The sequence below is a fragment of the Aeromonas sp. 55A genome (assembly GCF_051919665.1).
Lineage (GTDB): Bacteria > Pseudomonadota > Gammaproteobacteria > Enterobacterales > Aeromonadaceae > Aeromonas > Aeromonas veronii.
Genome location: NZ_JBQBEH010000008.1, coordinates 1,850,784 through 1,872,536 on the forward strand (window position 1 = coordinate 1,850,784; position 21,753 = coordinate 1,872,536).

The window sequence follows — 21,753 nt, forward strand, 5'->3', positions numbered from 1 at the left end:
AAACTGGCCAGCAAGGGCTGGCCAGTCGGGGTGGTTGTCACAGAGATCAGAAACGGTAGGTTCCGGTCAGACTCAGCTGACGGGGCGTACCCGGCATGATCTGGTTGGCACTGGTGGCGCTGACGAAGTACTCGTGGTCAGTAAGGTTCTCGGCGCTCAGCTCGGCTTCCCACTGTTGCCAGCGATAACCGGCGCGCGCATCGAAGCGGGCGTAACCGGGCAGTGTGGTGGTGTTGGCGTTGTCGGCAAAGCGATCGCCCACCGCTGTCACACCGGTTTCACCGAACCAGCCCTGCTCACCACTCTTGTAGCCGAGATAGAACTGGCCATTCTGGCGGGAGACGTTCATCGGGCGCTTGCCCTGCAGATCCGCATCCGCCTTGACCTGCTCCGCATCCTGAATGGCAAAGCCGCCACGCAGATAGATCTCGTCGGTCAGCTCGGCGCGGGCGCTCAGTTCGACCCCTTCGGTACGCTGCAGGCCGGTGAGGATCACCTTGGTGGGATCCAGCGGATCCTTGGTGCGCTTGTTGTACATCTCCAGTCGATAGAGGGAGAGAGTGGTCGCCAGCTTGCCGTTCAGCCAGTCACTCTTCACCCCACCTTCGTAGAGGCGGGTGTGCTGGGGTTCCAGCCCGTTGTTTTTGTCGCCCGGGGTGATGCCGATCAGCTCGCCGCCCACCGGAGTGAAGGTCTTGCTGTAGGAGGTGTAGAAGGCGTGATCCTCAAGGGGATTCCACACCAGACCAAGGCGCGGGCTCAGGCTGTTGACCGAGACACTCTCCTCCTTGTTGAGGTCGTAGCGGCGACTGGTGACGGTGAAGTCGTCACGGCGCAGCCCGCCCACCAGATGCCAGTCACCCAGGCTGAGCTGATCCTGCAGATAGAGGCCATTGCCGCGCACCTTGTGTTTGGCGTCGCTGGAGAGCTTCATGGCGCCATTGTAGGTAGGCAGTGAGCCCGGGTCGTAGAGGTTGCCGGACGGGATGGCGGTGGCGTTCTGGTAGAGCTTGGGTGTGCGCTCCTGCCAGTTCTGCTCGAAGCCGGCCAGCAGGCGATGTTCCACCGGGCCGGTCTGGAACAGACCTTCGGCCTCGGTGTTGCTGATCAGGTTCTTCGCTTTCAGATCCTGCTGCCAGCGGGAGCGGGTCACCTGATCCCCTTTGACGCTGGTGACATAGGTGTTGTCAAACTGGCTGTCGAGGGTGGAGTACCCGAGCTGCTGGCGCAACTGCCACTGATCGTTGATATCCCAGGAGAGGCGGGAGCGGGTAGATTGCGCGACGTCATCGATGAAGTCGCGGCTGGTATCGCTGTAGACATACTCTCGCGGCACATCGGCCGGACGGCCATTGACCCCGGGAATGCCGCGATCCGGGGTGCGGTCATGTTCGTTGCGTTCGTACTGCACCAACCAGTTGAGGTTGTCGCTGATCTCCCAGTTGGCGGAAGGGGCCAGCAGGGTGCGCTTGCTCTTCACGCCGTTGCGGAAGCTATCTTTGTCCTCTTGCGCCATGTTGAGGCGCAGTTGCACCTGCTCACTCGCCTCGCCATTGAGGTCGGCGGCCAGCCGCTGGCTGTCAAAGCTGCCGACCCGGGCGGTGACGCTGGACTCCTGCCCTTTTTGCGGCTTTTTGCTGACCCGGTTGACGATGCCCCCCGTGCTACCGCGGCCGTAGAGCACGGCAGCCGGGCCCTTGAGCACTTCCACCCGCTCGATGTTGCCGAGATCCCGGGTGTACTGCATGTCGTCGCGGAACCCATCGAGATAGAAGTCGTTGCTGGCGCTGAAGCCGCGGATATTGACCCCGTCGAAGCGGGTATCACCGCTGGCATTGACCCCGGGAATGCCGCTCAGGGCTTCACTCAGCGTCGGTTGGCCGAAGGCGGTCAGCTCGCTGACCTTGACGCTGTCGATGGTCTGGGGCACCAGCTTGGCTGGCGTATTGGTACGGGTTGCGGTGGCAACTTCCTGATGCCGGGAGCGTTTGCCAACCACTGTCATGGTTTCATCGGTGGCCTGGGCAGTGAAGCCGGTGCCCAGCAGTGCCAGCGAGACCAGCGTTCTGCGAAAGTGAGGGTGCTGCATATTCAATATTGACTCTTTGGATGTCGACCTGACGGCTCGAACATATTGATTTAATTATAATTAGCCTGACCCGCTCAAGCGGGATGCCAATGATATTGATTTTCATTTGTCTGGCAAGGTGAAAATGGAGGGGGCTTTGGGTGCGTGTTGTGTGGTCGGCAGAGCTCGGCTGAAAAGCAGAGCCATTACAGCAAACCGCGAGAACGAAGCGAGGGAAAAGGGCGTAGCGGAAGAAAAAGGTGCGAAATGTGAAGCGATATCCGGCCCGATAGGACGGGCCGGATATCGGACTCAGCGAGTGCTCAGCAGTCGGCGGGTGAGGGGCGGGGCCGCCAACAGGTGATAGACCAGCAGAGACGATCCCAGCAGCAGCGGCACCTTGGCAATCTCCCACAGGATGGATGCGCCCTGCGGTCCAAACATGAAGAGCCAGACCACCAGCATCATGTGCAGGCAGTAGATCCCGAGCACTTTGGGGGCCTGGCGCTCAAGCCAGCTGCCCTTGCCCCAGTCGGGGTTGGCCAGCAGCAGGCCAAACAGGCCGATAGCCCAGGGAAGGGAGCCGAGCAGGAAGTCGTGGCGGGTGAGCGGCACTGCGGCGAAGTGCTGCAGCGCCCAAGCTTCACAGCCATAGAGCGCCACGCCCACCAGCAGCAATTGCCAGCCAGTGCGGGTATCCGGTTGCCACTGACGCTGGCGCAGCAGGGCTCCGAGCGCCACAAACAGCAGGGAGAAGAAGGGGCCGTTACGGGTGAGCAGTGGCCACTCGGCGCCCAGCAGCGGCTTGGCATAGGAGCCCCCCAGCAGCGCCAGCAGGTAAAGGCCAAGACCCAGCCAGAGAGCGAGCGCTGGTCTGCCAAGCCGGTAGCAGAGTGCCAGCAGGGTCACCGCCATGATCAGTGCTGGCAGGAACCAGAGGTGGATCATGCCGCCCACCAGCCAGCCATTGAGGGGGTCGCCGAGCTGGAATTGCCACTGCCCGCGCAGGGAGGCCAGATAGCCCTGTTGCACGGCATCAAGCGGATTGAACGGCACCAGCAGGTAGACCAGACTCCACACCAGCCAGAGCATCAGCAAGGGGCGGCAGTAGCGCCAGGCCACGGTCAGCGGCGCCTCGCGACTCAGTCTCGGCTGCAGAAAGTAACCGGCACAGAGGAAAAACAGCGGCACGGCAAAGCGGCATAACTGGTTGATGGTGCCGCTCAGCCAGAGCCAGGATCCACTTCCCCACAGGGCGGGATTGAACGGATTGGCGAAGGGGGATACGTGAATAGTCATCACGGCCAGAATGGCCAGTACCCGCCCGCACTCGATACTGGAAATACGCATGGTGGCTCGTCGTTACAGGGGTTGTGATGGCACGCTAAAATTCTTGCTGCCAGGTTACAACCAATTGATTCTATTAGTGTGAATCACGCGGTTGAGTAGTTACGTTTTGTAACGGGGTGGCGGAAGGTGTTACCTGTAACGGGAGCGGGCTCCCGTTTTTTGGGCGCGGTCACGCAGAAAAAAGCGAGGCGGGCGCCTCGCTTGGTTGGGGATGTCGAGCTTACTGATGAGTCAGCATGCTGCTCTGGTTGGCTGCCAGGGTGGTTCTGCCCGAGCTCTCCAGCCAGGTTTTGATCCGCTTGGCATCGGCGACCCGATCGTTGGTGGTTTCGGCATTGAGCAGCACCATGATCACCGGATCACGATTGACCTTGGTGCCCAGTACCAGACAGCGGCCCGCTTCGCGAATATAGCCGGTCTTGGAGAGAGTGAACTCCCATTGCCCTTCGCGGATCAGCCGGTTGGAGTTGAGGTAGTGCAGCTGACGCTTGTTGGTGCGCACATAACTCTGCTCGTCGGTGGAGTACTGGCGGATCAGCGGATAGGAGGCCGCTGCGGCGGCGAGTTTGGCGAGATCCTGCGCGGTGGAGACATTGCGCGGGTTGAGCCCTGTGCTGTCGGCGTAGCGGGTATTCCACATCCCCAGCATGCGGGCTTTGGCGTTCATCGCCTCGACAAAGGCACGCTGGCCGCCGGGATAGTGGCGGGCCAGCGCCGAGGCGGCGCGGTTTTCAGAGGACATCAGGGCGATATGGAGCATTTCGGCGCGGCTGAGCCTGGAGCCGATGGCCAGTCGTGAACCGGTTCCCTTGATGCGGTCGATGTCGGCATTGGTCACGGTGAGCATTTCGTTGAGGCGCAGGTTGGCATCCAGCACTACCAGCGCCGTCATCAGCTTGGTGAGTGAGGCGATGGGCATTACCCGGTTGCCGTTGCGCTCGGAGATCACCTCGCCGGTTCTGTGGTTGGCCACCACGAAGGCAGCCGAGCTGAGGTTGGGCACATCCCGTCGCTCGAGAAAGCCGCTGCTGCTCTTGCTGCTGGCGGAAAAGGGGTTGGCATTGGCACTGTCCATAGTGGCCGGCAGCATTACTGCGCCAAGCAACAGGGGAAGGAGGGAACGCATCATCATGATCAGCTCTACCGGACGAAGTACAGGGATATCTCGCTAAGTTATATGTCGTGAACTGGCGCTTCACAATCATTCTCACCTTGATATTGATAATTTACGGCGTTGAGCGTGCTCTGACGGCGAGGAGAGCGCAAAAGAGGTCTCTATGGAGTCTTTTTTGCATTGAAACTATGGACTGGCCGTGATGGCGAGCGGAAGCCGACGCTAAAAAGATCGGGACCAGAACGGTCCCGATTGGCATGGAGCATTGCTTATCGTTTAGTGGGCATCTTCCTGCTTGATCTTGAAGCGCATGGCGATCACCACGAACAGCAGCGGGCCAATGATGGTCCAGACGCCGGTGGAGATATCGCCGGAGATAAAGGGGGCGACCACGGTAAAGACGTTGCCGAAGGCGACCAGGATCAGGCTGATGATGGTAGCCAGCAGCACGGAACCCGCGCTCTTGAAGAAGATCAGGTCCTTGCCCAGCGCCGGGTTGTTGCGATAGCGATACCAGGCGTAGATGAGGAACATGTAGGGCAGGGTCATGCCGACGTTGGTCATGGTTATGATCAGCTCATAGAGGGCGGCGGCCCCTTCCGGGTTGATCAGGGTAAAGATGGACTTGGCGGCAATGAACAGACAGACCACCCAGGCTTGCACCTTGAGGGCTTCAATCCGCACGCCATTCTCGTTTTCGCGCTGGAAACGCTCCGGCCAGAAGTAGCTCGGGGTGCCGGTGATGAACTGGCGCAGCGGCGCGTATGAGAGGGCGATAAAGGCGCCCAGATAGCTCAGGAACATGCCAAGGCCAGCAAAGCGCATGAACACCTGTCCCAGCCACTCGCCACCGAGATGGCGCCCCAGCTCCAACATGATGATGAAGAGGGCGGAGAGAGAGGTGATCCCCTCGGCCGGGAAGTCGCTCCAGCGCATGATTGAGCCGACCGCCAGAAAGCCGATGATGTAGCAGAGTACGATGAAGGCGCCGGAGAGGAAGATGCCGCGCTTGAGGTCACGCTCGGGGTCTTCCAGCTCGTCAGCCACCCCGGCCATCGCCTCGACCCCGCCGTAGGCGAAGATGGCGAACACCATAAAGCCGAGGAAGGGGATGATGTCGTTGAAAGCGGCATTGGGAGAGGCAGTCAGCGATGCCTGGGTGAAGGGCTCCTGCAGAGTCATGCCGCTCACCGCGAAGGTGAAGACGCCACCGACCAGCAGCAACACGTTGAGTGCCACCACGGAGAGACCGCCGATGGCCGCCACTTTGGCGAAGCGGGCGCTACCCAGGGTGATGAGCTTGGTGACGGTGGCAACCAGCGCGATGGCGACCACTCCCAGAATAAAGGGGCCGAAGTCGATGCTGGTGCCCAGGGTGACCGGGATGACGGTGATGTCGCGGCCAAACAGCATGAAGGAGAGGGGCACCCACATAGAGAGCGCCTTGCCAAACATCCAGATGACGTAGGAGGCGAACCACATGGTCAGACCGATAAAGGCGAATCGGGTCGAGACCGAGTGGCGCATCCAGGTAAAGATGCCGCCCGCCTCTTTGCGAAAGCCGGTACCAAACTCAATCATCATCAAAATGAACGGGATGAAGAAAAACAGACCGCCGATCACGAACATCGGAATGGCGGCATATCCCATTCGGTAAAAACCGATCCCGATATTAGTGACGCCAAATACCGATGTTAATATCATCAATATAAAGGCGCCCAACTTCAGCTTTTTTGCCGACATATTAAAAACTCCCTGATGGTGCTGGATTTAAAATAATCAAAAATTAAACAGACGAAACCGGACCCATTAATAACGCGGTAGCGCCATGCCATCCTGCTGTGGCGGGCGCGATCGGGTCATCTCTGACCGGGCTGGCTTACCCGTCAGGCGGTCAATGAATGTATGGGCGGAGCGGCATGGTCTGTGCCATGCGCAGTATTGGTCAGCGTTGCCGAAAATTAACTGTGAACGATTTTATCATTAATGCTGCTTGGCAGGTAAGTTTCCCGAATGAAGCTGTGGTTGAAATAAACAGACCTGCCAGTTAATTGATACGTTGCGGATGTAAACATTTACGCCCGGGCCGACACTTATTTCCATTAGTTGGTATTCGGCATATTTGGCGGAGTGAATTACGCCATCCTGTCAGATAAATCTGCACCAATGGCGACAGCGCTTATCCTCCCAGCCGGGTCAGCAGCACGCCGCCGGTGATAATGGCCGCCGCCGTCAGCCGCATGCGCCCGAGCGGCTCTTTCAGCAGCCAGACCGAGAGCAGCATGGCAAACAGCACACTGCTTTCGCGCAGAGCCGCGACCACGCCAATGGGGGCTTGGGTCATGGCCCAGATAACAATCCCGTAGGCGAGCAGTGACATGGCACCTCCTGCAATTCCCGCCATCGCATGGCGACGGATCTGGCGCCATGCGTTGCGCTTTTGGTGGACGAGCAACACCAGCAGCATCGCCAGCCCGGTACAGGCAAAGAGCCAGAGGGTGTAGCGTACCGGTTCACCCCCTGCACGGGCGCCGGCCCCATCCGAGAGGGTATAGGTCGCCGTGAACATGGCCGTGATCAGTGCTGCCCGAACCGCTTTGCTGTCAAGGCGCTGCTGCCCACCTCGCCTGGCCATCAGCAAGACCCCCATGATCAGCACGCAGGCGCCGATGATGCCGCCGTAACCGGGGTAGTCCCCCAGCAATATGGCACTTAACGCCATGGCGAGCAGCGGGGCACTGCCACGGGCCAGCGGATAGATCTGGCCAAAATCGCCCTGATTGTAGGCATGGCTGAGAAACAGGCAGTAACCGATATGGAGCAGGACTGAGAGGCCGAGCCAGGGCAGCTCGGCAGCAGAGGGAAGCCCCATGGGCAGCAGCGCCACGGCGGCGATAAGCCCTGAAAAGATCGCCACCAGTGACACCCCCACCAGCCGCTCTTCGCCAATTTTGACCAGCGCATTCCAGCTGGCGTGAAGCAGGGCTGCCAGCAGAACGGCAAAAAAGACGGTGGTGCTCATGGGAAAAGGCTCTCGGGCTATGGGGGTCAACAGCATACCCGCCTGGAGCCTGATTGGCCGAGATCTTTATCAAGGCTTCGGTTTTTCGGGGTTCTTCTCCTGCTTGGTGGTGCTGCCCAGTTGCCCCAGCACCAGTTTGGGGTGGGGATCGGTCTGCAGCGGAATATCCTGCAACTGCGTTCCCTGCTGGTGGCGATGGATGATTACTGCGGCCATCTTGCCCAGCGCCTCGTAGCTGCTGATGGTGCCAACGCTGCAGCCGTGTTCGACGAACAGCTCGGCGCTGCAGATGGTAGGGATAGCAGCTGCGTTGAGTGCATTCAGCAAACGGGGGGCGATGGAGAGCAGATAGCTGTCTGCGGCCAGAAAGACGATGTCGTTTTTGGCATCCTGTTGCAGCCGCTTCAACTCGTTCTCCAGTCGCTTTGGATCCGGTGCTATACGCCAGGTTGCGACTTGCCATTGGTAACCTTTGGCCGCGTTGATCAGCATGTCGGCCACCAGCAGGGTGTTTTGCTCCCGCGGGTTGAAGGGTAGCAGCAGCCGCTTATCCGATGGGAGGTACTTGCTGGCATTGGCCAGTTGCAGCGCCATCGGCACCATATTGCTTACCCCGGCGACCATGCTGTTCTGAGCCTTGTCCTCAGAGAGAAAACCTGCCCCGACAGGATCTGAAACCACATTGAATATCATGGGCTTGCGATTGGCGACCAAACTCTTTGCCATGGTGGTGGCTGTGGTACCGAAGGTGTAGATGTAGTCGTATTCGGCCAGTTTCGGCAGCATCTGCTGACGTAGCATGGTCGCCAGCGCCGTGCGATCCTGATTGGCATTGTAGACGGTGATGGTGGTCTGATAGCCAAGTCGGGTCAGTTCGGCCCGAAAGCCCGCCTCGGCGGCGGTTTCGCCACGCCACAGTACCATGGCGATATTGAGGGCGTGAGCGGGAAGAGCCAGCAGCAAGAGCAGGACGAAAAGCAGCCTGACCATGATCATCTCTCCGGCGATACATCTACTCTTGAGCCTAGGCCAGTTTGTGGTTTTCTGAGCAACAGCGACGAAAAAGCGCGATGGCAAGCCATCGCGCTTTGGGTATCAGAAAACCTCGATTAGAAGTCGTAGCGAGCAGCCAGCTGGAAGTCATCCTTGTTGGCGGTCGCTTTGCCGGCAACGCTGTCCAGATTGTTGATGCGGTACTCGCCGATCACCCGCAGGTTCTTGTTGAACTTGTACTGGGCTCCCAGGGTGTAGTAATCCACATTGTCTTTCTTGGTGCCAGCCTTGTCCTGCTCCTGTTTGTTCCACAGCGCCATCAGACCGAAGCCATTCTCGAAGTTGTAGCCCAGCGCGGCTTCCCAACCGGTGTGATCGGTGCCGGTCGCCAGGAAGTCGCTGCCATCGGCATAACTGAGGGCGGCGTAGGCGGCCTTGTTGTCAAACTTGGCGGAGATCAGCCACAGTTTTGCATCTTCTTCACCGCTCTTGTCGCGCAGGCCGACGTTATAGGCAGTACCCAGCGACAGGTTGAAAGGGAAGGTATAGGCCACGGCTGCTCCGTAGGCCGCGTCGCTATCCTTGCTGGTAGTCTCTTCGGTGTCACCACCGTCGAACTTGTAGCTGGTGTCGAGCTGGAAGCCATTGAACAGGCCGGAGTATTTCAGTACGGAACCGGCGCGGTTGGTGGCGAAGGTGTCGGTCTTTGCACCCAGCGCTTCGTTACCGTAGCCGTCGGAGAGGGAGACATCAGTCCAGTCCGCCAGGAAACCCGGGGCACCTTTCTGGCGACCGAAGGTCACTGTACCCCAGTCAGCGCCCACACCGGCAAAGGCCAGACGGGTACGCAGGTTGTCGGAGCTCTCGCTGATGGTCTTCTCGCTGTCGTTGATGTACATCTGCACTTCGTACTGGGCCAGCGCCTTCAGACCGCTCTGGATCTGGGTTTCAGCCTTGGCACCGAAGCGGACAAACTGGTTAGCCCCTTGCTTGGCGCTGTAATCCTTGGTGCCATTCGGGTTGGCGGTATCGACGTTTTCTTTCTTGTCGCCGAAGAATTGACCGGCGTAGATGCGGCCATACAGGTCCAGCATGGCGGTATCATTTTTATACACCTCAACGGCTTGCGCCTGGAAGGCGGCGGTCAGAGCCAGTGCCACTACAGTCAGCTTTTTCATCTTAATCCCTTGTGTTGCAAGCTTTTGTTTTGAAGACGGGGCCATCCTAGGGAAGATGCATGACAGCGGGGTGACAACTGGATGAAGAGTCGATGGCAATTGGGTTGCAATTGGATGAATTGGCTACATTTATGCACCTGGCAGCTACTTTTGTGCGCAAAGGTTTGCCCTTGTGGTAGAATGCCGCCCGTTTTCGAGCTCCATAGGTTGGATATGCGATGAGACGTGAACTGGCAATCGAGTTTTCCCGAGTGACGGAAGCGGCTGCACTGGCTGGCTACAAGTGGCTCGGACGTGGTGACAAGAATATCGCTGATGGGGCGGCCGTAGCGGCCATGCGCCACATTCTCAACCAGATCGAGATCGATGGTGAGATTGTGATCGGCGAAGGTGAAATTGATGAAGCGCCGATGCTCTATATCGGCGAGAAGGTCGGTACCGGACACGGCGACGCGGTGGATATCGCGGTCGATCCCATCGAGGGTACCCGCATGACTGCCATGGGTCAGGCCAACGCGCTGGCCGTGCTGGCGGTGGGCGACAAGGGTTCTTTCCTGAAAGCGCCTGACATGTACATGGAAAAGCTGATCGTCGGGCCCAAGGCCAAAGGCGCCATCGACCTGGATCAGGCTCTCGAGCTGAACCTGAAGTCCGTGGCCAAGGCGCTGGGCAAGCCGCTCTCCCGTCTGACCGTCATTACCCTGGCCAAGCCGCGTCATGACAAGGCAATCAAGGAGATGCAGGGTCTGGGCGTGCGGGTGTTCGCCATTCCTGATGGTGACGTTGCCGCCTCCATCCTCACCTGTCTGCCGGACAGCGAAGTCGACATGCTGTATGGCATCGGCGGCGCACCGGAAGGGGTGATCTCCGCGGCGGTGATCCGCGCGCTGGATGGTGACATGCAGGCCCGTCTGGTGCCGCGTCACCGCGTCAAGGGCGACAGCCCGGAAGTGCGTGCGCTGGGCGAGCAGGAAATTGCCCGCTGCGAAGCGCTGGGCATCGATGTCAACAAGGTGCTCAAGCTGGAAGACATGGCGAAGAATGACAACGTCATCTTCTCCGCCACCGGCATCACCAAGGGTGATCTGCTGGACGGCATCACCAGCGATGGCGTGATGGCGACCACCGAGACTCTGTTGATCCGTGGTAAATCCCGTACCATTCGTCGTATCAAGTCGATCCATTACCTGGAGCGCAAAGACAGCGTGGTACGTGACATCATCCTGTGATGATGGCTCGCTGAACCGGCTGTGTTGTCTGAAGCCCGATCGCCCGTGCGGTCGGGCTTTTTGTTGTGCGCCAGCTACGTTTGTGCCGCCGCTTCGGCTATGGTGGCTCAGACCGTCCCAAAGGAGTGGAGTCTATGGAGTGTCGTAGCGGCTGCGCTGCCTGTTGCATCGCCCCCAGTATCAGCAGTGCCATTCCCGGTATGCCAGATGGCAAACCGGCTGGCGTCCCCTGTATCCAGCTCGATAGCGCCCTTGGCTGCAAGATCTTCGGTCAACCGGAGCGACCGGCGGTGTGCGGCGGTTTTCGCCCCATGATGGATGTGTGCGGCAGCCACCGTGCCGAGGCTATCTGGCTGATCGGCGAGCTGGAGCGGCTCACCACCTGACGAGGGCAGGGCGAAGAGATAAAAAAAGAGGCCGCAGCATGCGGCCTCTCGCGTTTCTGTTTGCCGGGGATCAGATCCCCGCCAGTTCCAGTGCCTGACGATAGTACTCGTTGGCCTTGTTGGTGAGGCGGCGTTTGTCCATCAGCTGGCCGAGAGCGTGATAGGCGGCGGCGCTCGGCGCCCGCTCCACCTCCTGCTCCAGCAGCTTCTGGGCATCGTCCAGCTGACCGGCCAGCAGATAGAGCTGGGCCAGTGCGGTGTCCACCTCCGGTTGCCCCTGCTGTTTTTGCAGCAGTGCCAGCAGCGGCTGGTAACTCTCGAGTTTCAGCTTGGGCAGGCGAGCCAGCAGCTGCGGCATCGGCTGTTTGCGCAGCGCCTCCTGCCACAGGGTGGCGGCCTCGCCATCGGCGCCCAGCTGGCGCAGCAGATCGCCGTAGCAGGCCAGCAGTTCCGGCTCGAGGCGCAGTTTGCGCGGCAGATCCTGCCATACCGCCTTGAGGGTCTCGAGGCTGCCGGCAGCCTGTTGCAGGCGACCACACCAGGCTTGTTGCAGCAGATCTTCTTCCTGTTTCGGGGTCAGCTTGCCCACCTTGTGCAGCGCCGGGATCAGGTCGCACAGGGCGCTCCAGTCCTGACGGGCCAGATGTACCTGACGCAGCTGATCCAGCACCATGGGATGGCGCGGGTTGAGGGCGTAGACCGACTCCAGCATCGCCAGTGCGGTATCGTACTGGCCCTGCTCGATCTGCAACTGGGTCTGGGTCAGAGTGAGCGCCAGCTCGGCTTTGGGATTCTCCTCCTGCGCTTTTTGCAGGTATTGATCCCGGCGGGCGTCGTCACCACGGGCCTGTGCCGCCTTGGCGGCGCTCAGGTAGTTGAGCAGCGGGGTGTCGCTGTTGCTGGCCCCCTTGATCATCAGCTTTTCAGCCTGACTGTAGTGCCCTTCGGCCATTGCCAGGGTGGCGGCGACGGTCTGTTGATTGGCCTTGCGGCGGCGGCGCGAGCCGTACCAGCCTAGGGTCTTGCGGCGCAGGCCGAATACCCGTCCCAGCAGCCACTCGACGATCAGCAGGGCGCCGTAGAACAGCACGGCCAGGATCACCGCGCTGGTGACGGAAGATTCGATGGTGTAATTGCCAAGGGCAATCAGCACATAGCCCTTGTTGCCGGAGGCTTGCGGGCCAAAGATCAGCCCTGCGACCATCACGGCGACCAGAATGATTATACGGATCATGGTGCCCTCCTCAGCTGCTGGCCAGAATGCGTTGCAGGCGTTCGGTCAGCACCTGCTCCAGCATCGCCTGGGTCTTGAACTGGGCCGGATAGTCGATCTGGATCTGCTCACCCTTGAGCTTGTCGATCTCGCCCTGCATGTAGCGGGTGGCGCTGTTGTCGGTGTCGAAATACTGGGTCAGCCAGCGCTGGGCCTTGTCCAGGCTGTCTTCGTAGAGCGCCTGCTGCTCGCGATAGACGGAGAGCTGGGCCTGCAACAGCTTGGTTTTGAGGTTTTCACGCAGGAAGATCTCCTGCTGCGGCGAGAGCAGCGCCTCGACCGCGCCATCGCGGCGACGGATGGTGACGAAGTTCTCGGTGAACTTGACCCAGTTCTTCTTCAGGTTGCTCTCCCACTCGTCGGGATTGGCGCTGACCGCCTGATCCGGCTCGGCCTTGGCTTCCGGCATGCTGACGGTGGAGAGGGGCAGCAGCTCGATCTGGTCGGAGAGCGCAGCCAGCTTGAGGGTCAGCCCCTCGCGGTCGATGCGCGGCATCCCCTTGAGCTTGGCGATATCCTCGGCCAGCGCCTTGCGGATCGGCATCAGGCTGGGGTCGTTGAGGGCGGCGATCCGCTCGTCGGCATTGCCGAGCAAGGTGATGGCGGAGACGAGGTCATGCTCCAGCCACAGCTTGCGGCCCGCCATCCGTACCAGATATTCGGATTCGGCCAGCATCCAGTCGTTGGGGCGCTTGTCATTCAGATCCAGTACCCGATTCTGCAGACCCTGCATCTCCCCTTGCAGCCGTTGCTGGGTTTGATCCAGTGCGGCCAGCTGCTCGGCATCCTTGCTGCTGGTCTGGTCGATCTTGCTCAGGGCGCTCGCCAGCTGCTGCTTGAGCTGGGCCAGTTCGGCCTGCTGGGCCACGGCGTTCTTGTGACCGTGCAGATAGAGACCGCCGGTCAGGCCAAGGGCCAGCAGGATGGCGACCCCTCCCAGTACGGCACCGGAGCGGCTCTTGCTGCCATTGACCACAGCGGTCGGCTGGGGTTTGACCTGGGATTCTTGTTGTTCTGTCATTCCATCTTCCTCAGTTCCAGTGCGGCCGTCAGGGCCTGGTTGGATGCACCTTGGGCAATCGTGATATGGATAAAGCCCGCAGCGCTGGCCATCTCGGCCACGCGCGGGCTGGGGACCACCAGCAGGCGGTCAAAAAGCCAGGGCCGCTGGTGGTCGGGAATCAGCTCCAGCAGCCGTTGCAGCAGTTCACCACTGGTAATGAGCAGGCTGTCCAGCCCCGCTGCTTGCCAGTGGTGGGTCAATCTGTCCCCGTCTAGCTCGGGGTAGTGGCGCTCATAGGCCGCACAATAGTGCACCAGAGCACCGCGTGAGGCCAGTGTGCTGGCGATGAGATCCCGCCCGCCATTGCCGCGCAGGATCAGTACCCGTTTGCCTGCTACCTGCTGCAGGGCGGGCAGGGCCAGCAGCCCTTCGCTGCGCGGGTCATCCGGGCAGATTGCAGTGATGCCGATGGCTGCAAACGCATCTGCGCTGGCCTGACCCACCGCAAAGTACTCAATATGTGGCCAGGTCTGACCAGTTTGCAACAGAAAATCGTGTGCAAAATGAACGGCATGGATGCTGACGGCGATAACCGCGTCAGCACTGCGCAACAGGTCGGGCAGGAGAGGGAGTTCGCTGCCCGCCACGGTTTCCAGCAGCGGGCAGCAGAGTGGTGCATGGCCGTGCTGGCGCAGCAACTGCACCAGCTCGGCGGCCTGGGCGGCTGGACGCACCACCAGCGGGATCATGTGCGGTAGACCTCGGCCAGGATCTCGTCGGCACCGGCGGCCAGCAGACGCTGGGCCAACTGCTCGCCGAGGGCCTCACCATCGGCCAGCGGACCGCGGATCTCGTCGCGGATCACCTGGGTGCCATCCGGGCTACCCACCAGACCGCGCAGCCAGATCTGCTCGCCTTCGACCAGTGCGTAGGCACCGATAGGCACCTGACATCCCCCTTGCAGGGCGCGATTCATGGCGCGCTCGGTCAGCACCCGGGCGCGGGTCTCGGCGTGCTCCAGCGGCGCCAGCAGAGCGTGCAGCTCAACGTCGTCGAGGCGGCATTCTATACCGACGGCGCCCTGACCGTTGGCCGGCAGGCTCTGCTCCGGCTCGATAAAGGCGGTGATGCGGTGCGCCATCTCCAGTCGTTTCAGACCGGCGGCGGCGAGGATGATGGCGTCGTATTCACCGGCATCCAGCTTGGCGAGGCGAGTGTTGACGTTGCCGCGCAGATCCCGGATCACCAGATCCGGGCGCGCCGCGCGCAGCTGGCACTGACGGCGCAGGCTGGAGGTGCCGACAACGGCCCCTTGCGGCAGTTCGGCAATGGCCTTGAAACGATTGGAGACGAAGGCATCGCGGGGATCTTCCCGTTCGCAGATGGTGTGCAGGCCGAGCCCCTCGGGGAACTCCACCGGCACATCTTTCATGGAGTGAACGGCGATATCGGCCCGTCCTTCCAGCATGGCGGTCTCCAGCTCCTTGACGAACAACCCCTTGCCACCGACCTTGGCCAGCGGGGTATCGAGGATCTTGTCACCCTGAGTGCTCATGGGCACCAGTTCGACCTGCAACTGCGGGTGCAGGGCTTCGAGCCGGTCTTTGACAAAGTTGGCCTGCCACAGGGCCAGCGGGCTCTTGCGAGTGGCAATTTTCAGGGTTCGGGCTGCCATATCAATCAGTTGTTTCATTTTTAGAAGGAAATCGATATTACCACCCTTTGCCCGGGCTTTCATGGCGGAGCCGGCAAAAGCGGGGCCAAGCTCAAAAATGCATGCTGAAAATGATTTTCATTAAGCAAGCGGTGTTGATTAATTCATTGAATGTATTGGAGTTTAATGATTTCCCCTGATACTTGATGTGGTCATACCAGAAATAATCTGACGTTTAGCTGAAGGCTTGTTTACCACCGCTGTTTGCATTGTTAACATGATCACACTTTTTTGACGTATCCCCCTTTTGGTGCGTCATTTTCACTTAGGTGATAGGCAGGGCATTGCAGGAACACATCGATACGCTGGTTGCGCGTTATGACGACATTACCCGTCTCAAGACGCAACGGGCGTTAGGCCTCATGAGTCGCTATGGGCAGCAGGTATTCCAACTGCTGCCTGTCATGCTGCACTTCAATCATCCCCTGCTGCCCGGTTATGTCTCCGGTGATGTCCCTCATGGCATCTGGAGCTTCAGCGCCAGCGCCGAGCAGCAAGCCTTTATCGATGACCTCTGCCGCAACGCCAACTGTCAGAGCGGTCTGGCAACCCATGATCGAGCCATTCAGGGGCTCTACTCCATGGGCAGCACCTCCTCCATCGGCCAGTGCTGTCACTCCGATCTCGATATCTGGGTCTGCCACGTGGCCGGTTTGTCGCAGGAGCGGCTCGATCTGCTGGAGCTGAAGTGCCAGCAACTCTCCAAGTGGGCCGAACAGCGCGGGGTCGATCTCAACTTCTTCCTGATCCCGGAAGATAAGTTCCGCCAGACCAACGATGCCCAGATGCAGGGGGAGAGCTGCGGCAGTGCCCAGCACCTGCTGTTGCTCGACGAGTTCTACCGCAGTGCCATGCGTATCGCGGGCAAACGCTTGATCTGGTATCTGGTGCCCACCGAGTGTGATGATCACTACGATGCGTATGTGAACGAGCTGTTCGAGAGTGGCAAGCTCAAGCAGGAAGACTGGCTCGATCTCGGCAGTTTTGACCGTATTCCGGCCGAAGAGTATTTCGGCTCGGCCCTGTGGCAGCTCTACAAGGGGATCGACTCCCCTTACAAGGCGGTGCTCAAGTCGGTGCTGATGGAAGCCTACTCCCACGAGTATCCCAATACCCGCCTGCTGTCGATGATTGGTCGCGACTGGTTCCAGCACAACGAGGGGATGCACTACCGGCTCGACAACTACTGTCTGATGCTGGACAAGGTGACCAACTACCTCAAGTCCATCGGCGATATGGCGCGGCTCGATCTGGTGCGCCGCTGCTTCTACCTCAAGGTGTGTGACGGTCTCAGCCATCCCAAGGATGATCACTCCCCCGAGTGGCGCCGCGAGCAGATGAGCCAGCTGGTCTCCTACTGGGGCTGGAGTCAGGACAAACTCTATCAGCTCGATCATCGCCACGAGTGGAAGATCGAAGAGGTGAAGATCGCCCACGCCGAGCTGCTGGAAGCCCTGATGCAGAGCTACCGCAACCTGATCCAGTTCGCTCGCCGCAACAACATCAGCGAGTCGATCAACCCGGAAGATATCGGCATTCTGTCGCGCAAACTCTACGCCGCGTTCGAGAGCCTGCCGGGCAAGGTGCAGCGCATCAACCTCAAGATCGCGCCGGATCTCAGCGAGCCGGATCTCAGCTTCGTGCAGGTGCCCCACGGTCGCCTCAATCGCGCCGGCTGGTATCTCTACAAACATTCGCTGGAGCCGGTGGACATCATTGGCCGCGCGCCGCTGGAGTTCAACGGTTACATCAGCAAGCTGGTCTCCTGGGCCTACTTCAACGATCTGTTGACGCCCCAGTCGCGGGTGCACCTGTTCAATCAGGGTTCGGATCTGCACATCGACAATCTGCACCAGTTCTGCCGCGATCTCTCCGGCTGCTTCCCCGAGAAGTACCCGCTGGCCACCAATCTGGCTCTCAGTCGGCCGTGCGAGATCCGTCAGCTCTCCATCTTCCTCAACCTGGAGATGGACCCGACCAGCCACTGGGTCGGTCAGGTGATCGAATTTGACGCCAATACAGTGGATGTCTTCTCGTTTGGTCGCAATCAGGAGTGTCTGGTCGGCTCGGTGGATCTGGTCTATCGCAACTCCTGGAGCGAGATCCGTACCCTGCACTTCCAGGGGGATGAAGCCGTGGTCGATGCCCTCACCACTATCCTCGGCAAGATGCATCAGGATGCTGCCGCCCCCGAGATGATCGAGGTGTTCTGCTACAGCCAGCACTTCCGTTCTCTGGTGCGCTCCCGTTTCCAGACGCTGGTGGCGGAGTGTATCGACCTGCGCCTTGCACGCGACAAACAGCAGCTGGTCAAGACCATGGCCCTTGGCCGCGAGAAGTACGGCATCTTCTTCGAGCGGCGCGGGGTGTCGGTGAAGAAGCTGGAAAACGCCATCGATTTTTACCGTCACATCTCCCACAACAAGCTGGATCACCTGCCGCTGCGGCTCGACAAGACCCACAGCCAGCATCTGCCGAGCATCGTCGATGCCTACGCCAGCGAAGGGTTGGTGCAGTTCTTCTTCGATACCCGTGATGCGGGCACCAACATCTATATCCTCGATGAGGCGAACCGGGTGGAGATCTACCAGCACTTTGCCGGCAACAAGGATGAGCTGGTGGCGGGGGTGAACCGCTTCTACACCTCCAATCACGAGCGGTTCAGCGATGATGGGCAGTTCATCAACTTCAACCTGCCGCAGTACTACGAGATAGTACAGGTGAATGGCGAGCTGGATGTGATCCCCTATCGCAGTCAGGGCACTCTGCGCGAACAGGTGCCGCCCGCTCGAGAAGTGGGCTGACCCGTCAGTTGGAATCGCCATAAAAAACGGCCTGCAGATGCAGGCCGTTTGCTATTGCGGTTGCTCAGGCGCCGAGGCGAGCCAGCAGCCAGCTGCGAATGTCGCCCAGCTGCGGGCGGCAGATCTCGTGACGCATCGGGTACTCGTGCCACTCGGGAGGGAGCCCGGCGCTTTCCAGCCGGTTCTTGGCATCCCAACCGAGCGACAGGCTCACCACATCGTCATAGATGCCGTGCATATAGCAGATGGGCAGGGTGCGAGCAGCCTCGCTCATCTCGCCGAGCAGCTTGTCGGGGGCGGCCAGATAGGTGGACATGCAGAGCAGGCCCGCCAGCTGTGCCTGATAGCGCAGCGCGGTGAAGGAGGCAATTACCCCGCCCTGTGAGAAACCTGCCAGCACGATATGCTCGGGGGCAAACCCGTCGGCCACCAGCTGATCGAGCAATGCGGCAATCTGGTCGGCTGATTCACGGACATGGGACTCCACGGCCCGCTCGGCGGGATCCTCGAAGCTCCTGATGTCGTACCAGCCGCGCATCTTGTAGCCCATGTTGATGGTGATGGGGCGCTCGGGGGCATCCGGCAGCAGGTGACGCACCGGCAGCTCGGCGGGCAGATCCAGCGCGTCCACCAGCGGGGCGAGACCGGCGCCGGAATCACCCAGCCCGTGTAGCCAGATCACCGTATGACGGGCGCCCTGCGGGTGCAGGTCAATCATGGGAACACCACCTCTTCGCCCGCCTGGGCGGAGCAGGATTGGCTCAGCAGCGCCTTGAGCTCGTTGCCGAAGCGGTTGTCGATCCAGGTGTCACCCTGCAGTTCGAAGTGGAAGCCGTTCTCGCGGGTGGCGACCCAAATCTGGTGCAGTGGCTCCTGCTTGTTGATGATGACCTTGGTCTTGTTCTCGAAAGAGAGGGTCAATACGCCACCGCTGCGTTCGCAGTCGATATCCGGATACCCCTCGTCGAGCGTGTCTTCCACATATTGGAAAAAGGCGTCGGTCAGGGCGTGATACTCGTGATCCTTCATCGGTTTATCCTGTTGCTTTTAACAATGTGAGTGCGATTATAGAGGGCCAAAAATTTTTTCGCAGCGAACCATTATGATCACCCAGTTCACCAAGTGTCTGCTTGCCACTCTTCTGTCCCTCGGGTTGGCCGCGTGCGGTCTGAAGGGGCCGCTCTATATGCCGTCCCCCGAGCAGCCACAGAGCCAGAGTACACCGCAAGCAGTACCGCCTGCGACCACTGAGGCTGCCACCGAGGCCGCGCCGCACTAATGCCGCACTCATTCTAGGAAGGAACCGCCCCCTTGGATCACTTTAACTACGACGCAGACGGCCAGCTTCAGGCCGAGCAAACCTCGCTGCAACAGCTTGCCGAGCAGTACGGTACCCCGCTTTACGTCTACTCCCGTGCGACCCTCGAGCGCCACTGGCACGCCTTTGACAAGGCCGCTGGCGATATTCCCCATCTGATCTGCTACGCGGTGAAGGCCAACTCCAACCTGGCGCTGCTCAACCTGCTGGCCCGACTGGGGTCAGGGTTTGACATCGTCTCTGGTGGCGAGCTGTCGCGGGTACTGGCGGCGGGCGGTGATCCGGCCAAGGTGGTCTTCTCCGGTGTTGCCAAGAGTGAAGCGGAGATGCGCCTCGCGCTGGATAAAGAGATCCTCTGCTTCAATCTGGAGTCGGAAGCCGAGCTGGAGCGCCTCAATCGGGTGGCGGGCAGCATGGGCAAGAAGGCTCGCGTCTCGGTGCGGGTCAATCCGGATATCGATGCCGGTACTCACCCCTATATTTCCACTGGCCTCAAACAGAACAAGTTCGGCATCCCCATCGAGCTGGCGCCAGCCATCTATCGCAAGGCGGCCGCGATGGCGAACATCGAGATCGTCGGGGTGGATTGCCATATCGGCTCGCAACTCACTGAATTAAATCCCTTTATGGAAGCGGCTGACAAGTTGCTGCGGCTGATCGACGGTCTGGCGGCGGAAGGGATTCATATCCACCATCTGGATGTGGGCGGCGGTCTGGGGGTCAACTACGGTTCCGAGCAGCCGCCTCATCCGACCGAGTACGCCGAAGCGCTGAAGCAGAAGCTGGCGGGCCGGGATCTGACCCTGCTGTTCGAGCCGGGCCGCGCCATCGTCGCCAATGCCGGCGTGCTGCTGACCCGGGTCGAGTACCTGAAGCCGGGCGAGACCCGCAACTTCGCGCTGATCGATGCCGGCATGAACGACATGCTGCGCCCTTCGCTCTACGGCGCCTGGATGAACATCATCGAGGTGGATAGCCGTGCCTGTCATGCTCCCGCGCTCTATGACGTGGTGGGCCCGGTGTGCGAGACCGGTGACTTCCTCGGCAAGGAGCGCACCCTGGCGATTGCCGAGGGGTCGCTGCTGGCGGTGCGTTCGGCCGGTGCCTACGGCTTTACCATGTCATCCAACTACAACACCCGTCCGCGCGCTGCCGAAGTGCTGGTGGATGGTGCCGAAGCACACCTGATCCGCGAGCGTGAGCAGTTGGCCGATCTCTGGCGCGGTGAGCACCTGCTGCCCTGATGGCGCAGGCTGGGACAATGATTTCATAACGGTTGACGGTGAGTTTTTACAGCCCTAACAGCACAGGAATGCACGATGTGGACAGACTGTTCCAGGATGCATGGGGCTTTGGACAACGACTTCATGGCGCTTGGCGACCCTTGGTTCGGTGAATTTTTACAGCCCTAACAGCACAGGAATGCACGATGTTGATAGATTTTTCCAAGATGCATGGCTTGGGCAACGACTTCATGGTGGTGGATGGCGTCACCCAGAAGGTATTTTTCAGCAATGACGTCATCAAGAAGCTGGCAGATCGCCACTTCGGGATCGGCTTTGACCAGCTGCTGCTGGTGGAGCCGCCCTATGACCCTGAACTCGACTTTCACTATCGCATTTTCAATGCCGATGGCAGCGAGGTGGAGCAGTGTGGCAACGGTGCCCGCTGTTTTGCCCGTTTCGTGCGTCTCAAGGGGCTGATCAACCGGGATCGCATCGCGGTCAGTACCGCCCGGGGTCGCATCGTGTTGCAGCTGGAGGGGGAGAATCAGGTCACGGTCAACATGGGTGTTCCCCAGTTTGAGCCGGGCAAGATCCCGTTCCGGGCCCAGAAGGCAGAGAAAACCTATCTGTTGCGGGCGCAGGAGCATACCGTGATGTGTGGCGTGGTCTCCATGGGCAATCCCCACTGCGTCATCGAGGTGCCTTCGGTCGCCGATGCGCCGGTCGAAACGCTGGGTGCCATCATGGAGCGCCACGAGCGTTTTCCCGAGCGGGTCAACGTCGGCTTCATGGAGATGGTCAATGCCACCGAGATCAAGCTGCGTGTATTCGAGCGGGGCTGTGGCGAGACCCTGGCCTGCGGCACCGGTGCCTGTGCGGCGGCGGTGATTGGCATCAGTCAGGGCAAGCTCAAGGAGCGGGTCACCGTCAGTCTGCCGGGCGGCAAGCTGACCATCGCCTGGAAGGGGCCGGGCCAGCCGGTCTATATGACAGGTCCCGCCGAGCATGTGTTTGACGGCCAGATAGAGGTTTAGCCGATAAAGGTTCAGGTACGGGGGGCGTTGGCCCCCTTTGC

Annotated in this window: 19 protein-coding genes; 6 read left to right on the plus strand and 13 right to left on the minus strand. The window is 60.2% G+C overall.

Annotated elements, in window-relative coordinates; genetic code table 11:
* Nucleotides 1-46 precede the first annotated feature (46 nt).
* From ACTG2G_RS12640 to ACTG2G_RS12670, 7 genes are all read right to left on the minus strand, one after another.
* Nucleotides 47-2,089, minus strand: a complete 2,043-nt coding sequence (locus ACTG2G_RS12640) for a TonB-dependent receptor (protein ID WP_421386530.1) — start codon at nt 2,087-2,089, stop codon at nt 47-49.
* 291 nt (nt 2,090-2,380) lie between these two features.
* Nucleotides 2,381-3,418 carry an acyltransferase gene (locus ACTG2G_RS12645; RefSeq protein ID WP_421386532.1) on the minus strand — a complete coding sequence of 346 codons (1,038 nt, stop codon included), beginning with the start codon at nt 3,416-3,418 and terminating at the stop codon, nt 2,381-2,383.
* Nucleotides 3,419-3,638: 220 nt separating this feature from the next.
* Complete coding sequence (gene pbpG, locus ACTG2G_RS12650) at nt 3,639-4,550, minus strand: D-alanyl-D-alanine endopeptidase (protein WP_429204654.1); 912 nt, start codon at nt 4,548-4,550, stop codon at nt 3,639-3,641.
* A 258-nt stretch (nt 4,551-4,808) separates the two neighbouring features.
* Complete coding sequence (yjeM, locus tag ACTG2G_RS12655; protein ID WP_108611884.1) at nt 4,809-6,275, minus strand: glutamate/gamma-aminobutyrate family transporter YjeM; 1,467 nt, start codon at nt 6,273-6,275, stop codon at nt 4,809-4,811.
* A gap of 436 nt (nt 6,276-6,711) precedes the next feature.
* The gene (locus tag ACTG2G_RS12660) at nt 6,712-7,590 is read right to left on the minus strand and encodes an EamA family transporter (RefSeq protein WP_421255063.1); all 879 of its coding nucleotides are present in this window, start codon (nt 7,588-7,590) and stop codon (nt 6,712-6,714) included.
* 33 nt (nt 7,591-7,623) lie between these two features.
* Entirely contained in the window at nt 7,624-8,544 is a 921-nt protein-coding gene (locus tag ACTG2G_RS12665) for an ABC transporter substrate-binding protein (protein ID WP_421255064.1), read from the minus strand.
* A 119-nt stretch (nt 8,545-8,663) separates the two neighbouring features.
* The gene (locus ACTG2G_RS12670) at nt 8,664-9,725 is read right to left on the minus strand and encodes a porin (RefSeq protein WP_216952723.1); all 1,062 of its coding nucleotides are present in this window, start codon (nt 9,723-9,725) and stop codon (nt 8,664-8,666) included.
* Between the two features lie 218 nt (nt 9,726-9,943).
* On the opposite strand from ACTG2G_RS12670, the gene glpX reads away from it, so the two are divergent.
* Together glpX and ACTG2G_RS12680 are read left to right on the plus strand one after the other, a co-directional pair.
* Nucleotides 9,944-10,954: a class II fructose-bisphosphatase gene (gene glpX / locus ACTG2G_RS12675; RefSeq protein WP_005336386.1), complete on the plus strand. Its 1,011-nt coding sequence runs from the start codon at nt 9,944-9,946 to the stop codon at nt 10,952-10,954.
* A 134-nt stretch (nt 10,955-11,088) separates the two neighbouring features.
* Nucleotides 11,089-11,340, plus strand: coding sequence for a YkgJ family cysteine cluster protein (locus ACTG2G_RS12680; protein WP_005336384.1), 252 nt, complete (start codon nt 11,089-11,091; stop codon nt 11,338-11,340).
* A 70-nt stretch (nt 11,341-11,410) separates the two neighbouring features.
* On the opposite strand, the gene ACTG2G_RS12685 is transcribed toward ACTG2G_RS12680, so the two are convergent.
* The 4 genes from ACTG2G_RS12685 to hemC are packed head-to-tail and all read right to left on the minus strand — an operon-like array spanning nt 11,411 to nt 15,291.
* The gene (locus ACTG2G_RS12685; protein ID WP_421330353.1) at nt 11,411-12,574 is read right to left on the minus strand and encodes a heme biosynthesis HemY N-terminal domain-containing protein; all 1,164 of its coding nucleotides are present in this window, start codon (nt 12,572-12,574) and stop codon (nt 11,411-11,413) included.
* Between the two features lie 10 nt (nt 12,575-12,584).
* Nucleotides 12,585-13,634: a uroporphyrinogen-III C-methyltransferase gene (locus ACTG2G_RS12690; protein WP_005356708.1), complete on the minus strand. Its 1,050-nt coding sequence runs from the start codon at nt 13,632-13,634 to the stop codon at nt 12,585-12,587.
* Entirely contained in the window at nt 13,631-14,365 is a 735-nt protein-coding gene (locus tag ACTG2G_RS12695) for a uroporphyrinogen-III synthase (protein WP_236353305.1), read from the minus strand. Before ACTG2G_RS12695 ends, ACTG2G_RS12690 begins: the two co-directional genes overlap by 4 nt.
* Nucleotides 14,362-15,291 (minus strand): hydroxymethylbilane synthase, encoded by a 930-nt coding sequence (gene hemC, locus ACTG2G_RS12700; RefSeq protein WP_236353365.1) that lies wholly within the window; start codon nt 15,289-15,291, stop codon nt 14,362-14,364. Before hemC ends, ACTG2G_RS12695 begins: the two co-directional genes overlap by 4 nt.
* Nucleotides 15,292-15,614: 323 nt before the next feature.
* Between hemC and ACTG2G_RS12705 the strand changes: the two genes are divergently transcribed.
* Nucleotides 15,615-18,134 carry a class I adenylate cyclase gene (locus tag ACTG2G_RS12705; RefSeq protein ID WP_330124694.1) on the plus strand — a complete coding sequence of 840 codons (2,520 nt, stop codon included), beginning with the start codon at nt 15,615-15,617 and terminating at the stop codon, nt 18,132-18,134.
* A gap of 64 nt (nt 18,135-18,198) precedes the next feature.
* On the opposite strand, the gene ACTG2G_RS12710 is transcribed toward ACTG2G_RS12705, so the two are convergent.
* Together ACTG2G_RS12710 and cyaY are read right to left on the minus strand one after the other, a co-directional pair.
* Complete coding sequence (locus ACTG2G_RS12710; RefSeq protein WP_421386536.1) at nt 18,199-18,852, minus strand: alpha/beta hydrolase; 654 nt, start codon at nt 18,850-18,852, stop codon at nt 18,199-18,201.
* On the minus strand, nt 18,849-19,163 hold the full coding sequence (gene cyaY, locus ACTG2G_RS12715) for an iron donor protein CyaY (protein ID WP_421386537.1): 315 nt from the start codon (nt 19,161-19,163) through the stop codon (nt 18,849-18,851). Before cyaY ends, ACTG2G_RS12710 begins: the two co-directional genes overlap by 4 nt.
* Nucleotides 19,164-19,236: 73 nt before the next feature.
* Between cyaY and lptM the strand changes: the two genes are divergently transcribed.
* The 3 genes from lptM to dapF all read left to right on the plus strand — a co-directional run bounded on the left by lptM (nt 19,237) and on the right by dapF (nt 21,712).
* Nucleotides 19,237-19,413, plus strand: coding sequence for an LPS translocon maturation chaperone LptM (lptM, locus tag ACTG2G_RS12720; protein ID WP_421386539.1), 177 nt, complete (start codon nt 19,237-19,239; stop codon nt 19,411-19,413).
* 32 nt (nt 19,414-19,445) lie between these two features.
* Nucleotides 19,446-20,696, plus strand: coding sequence for a diaminopimelate decarboxylase (gene lysA, locus ACTG2G_RS12725; protein WP_421386541.1), 1,251 nt, complete (start codon nt 19,446-19,448; stop codon nt 20,694-20,696).
* Nucleotides 20,697-20,881: 185 nt separating this feature from the next.
* Entirely contained in the window at nt 20,882-21,712 is an 831-nt protein-coding gene (gene dapF / locus ACTG2G_RS12730) for a diaminopimelate epimerase (protein ID WP_005336371.1), read from the plus strand.
* Nucleotides 21,713-21,753: the final 41 nt, after the last annotated feature.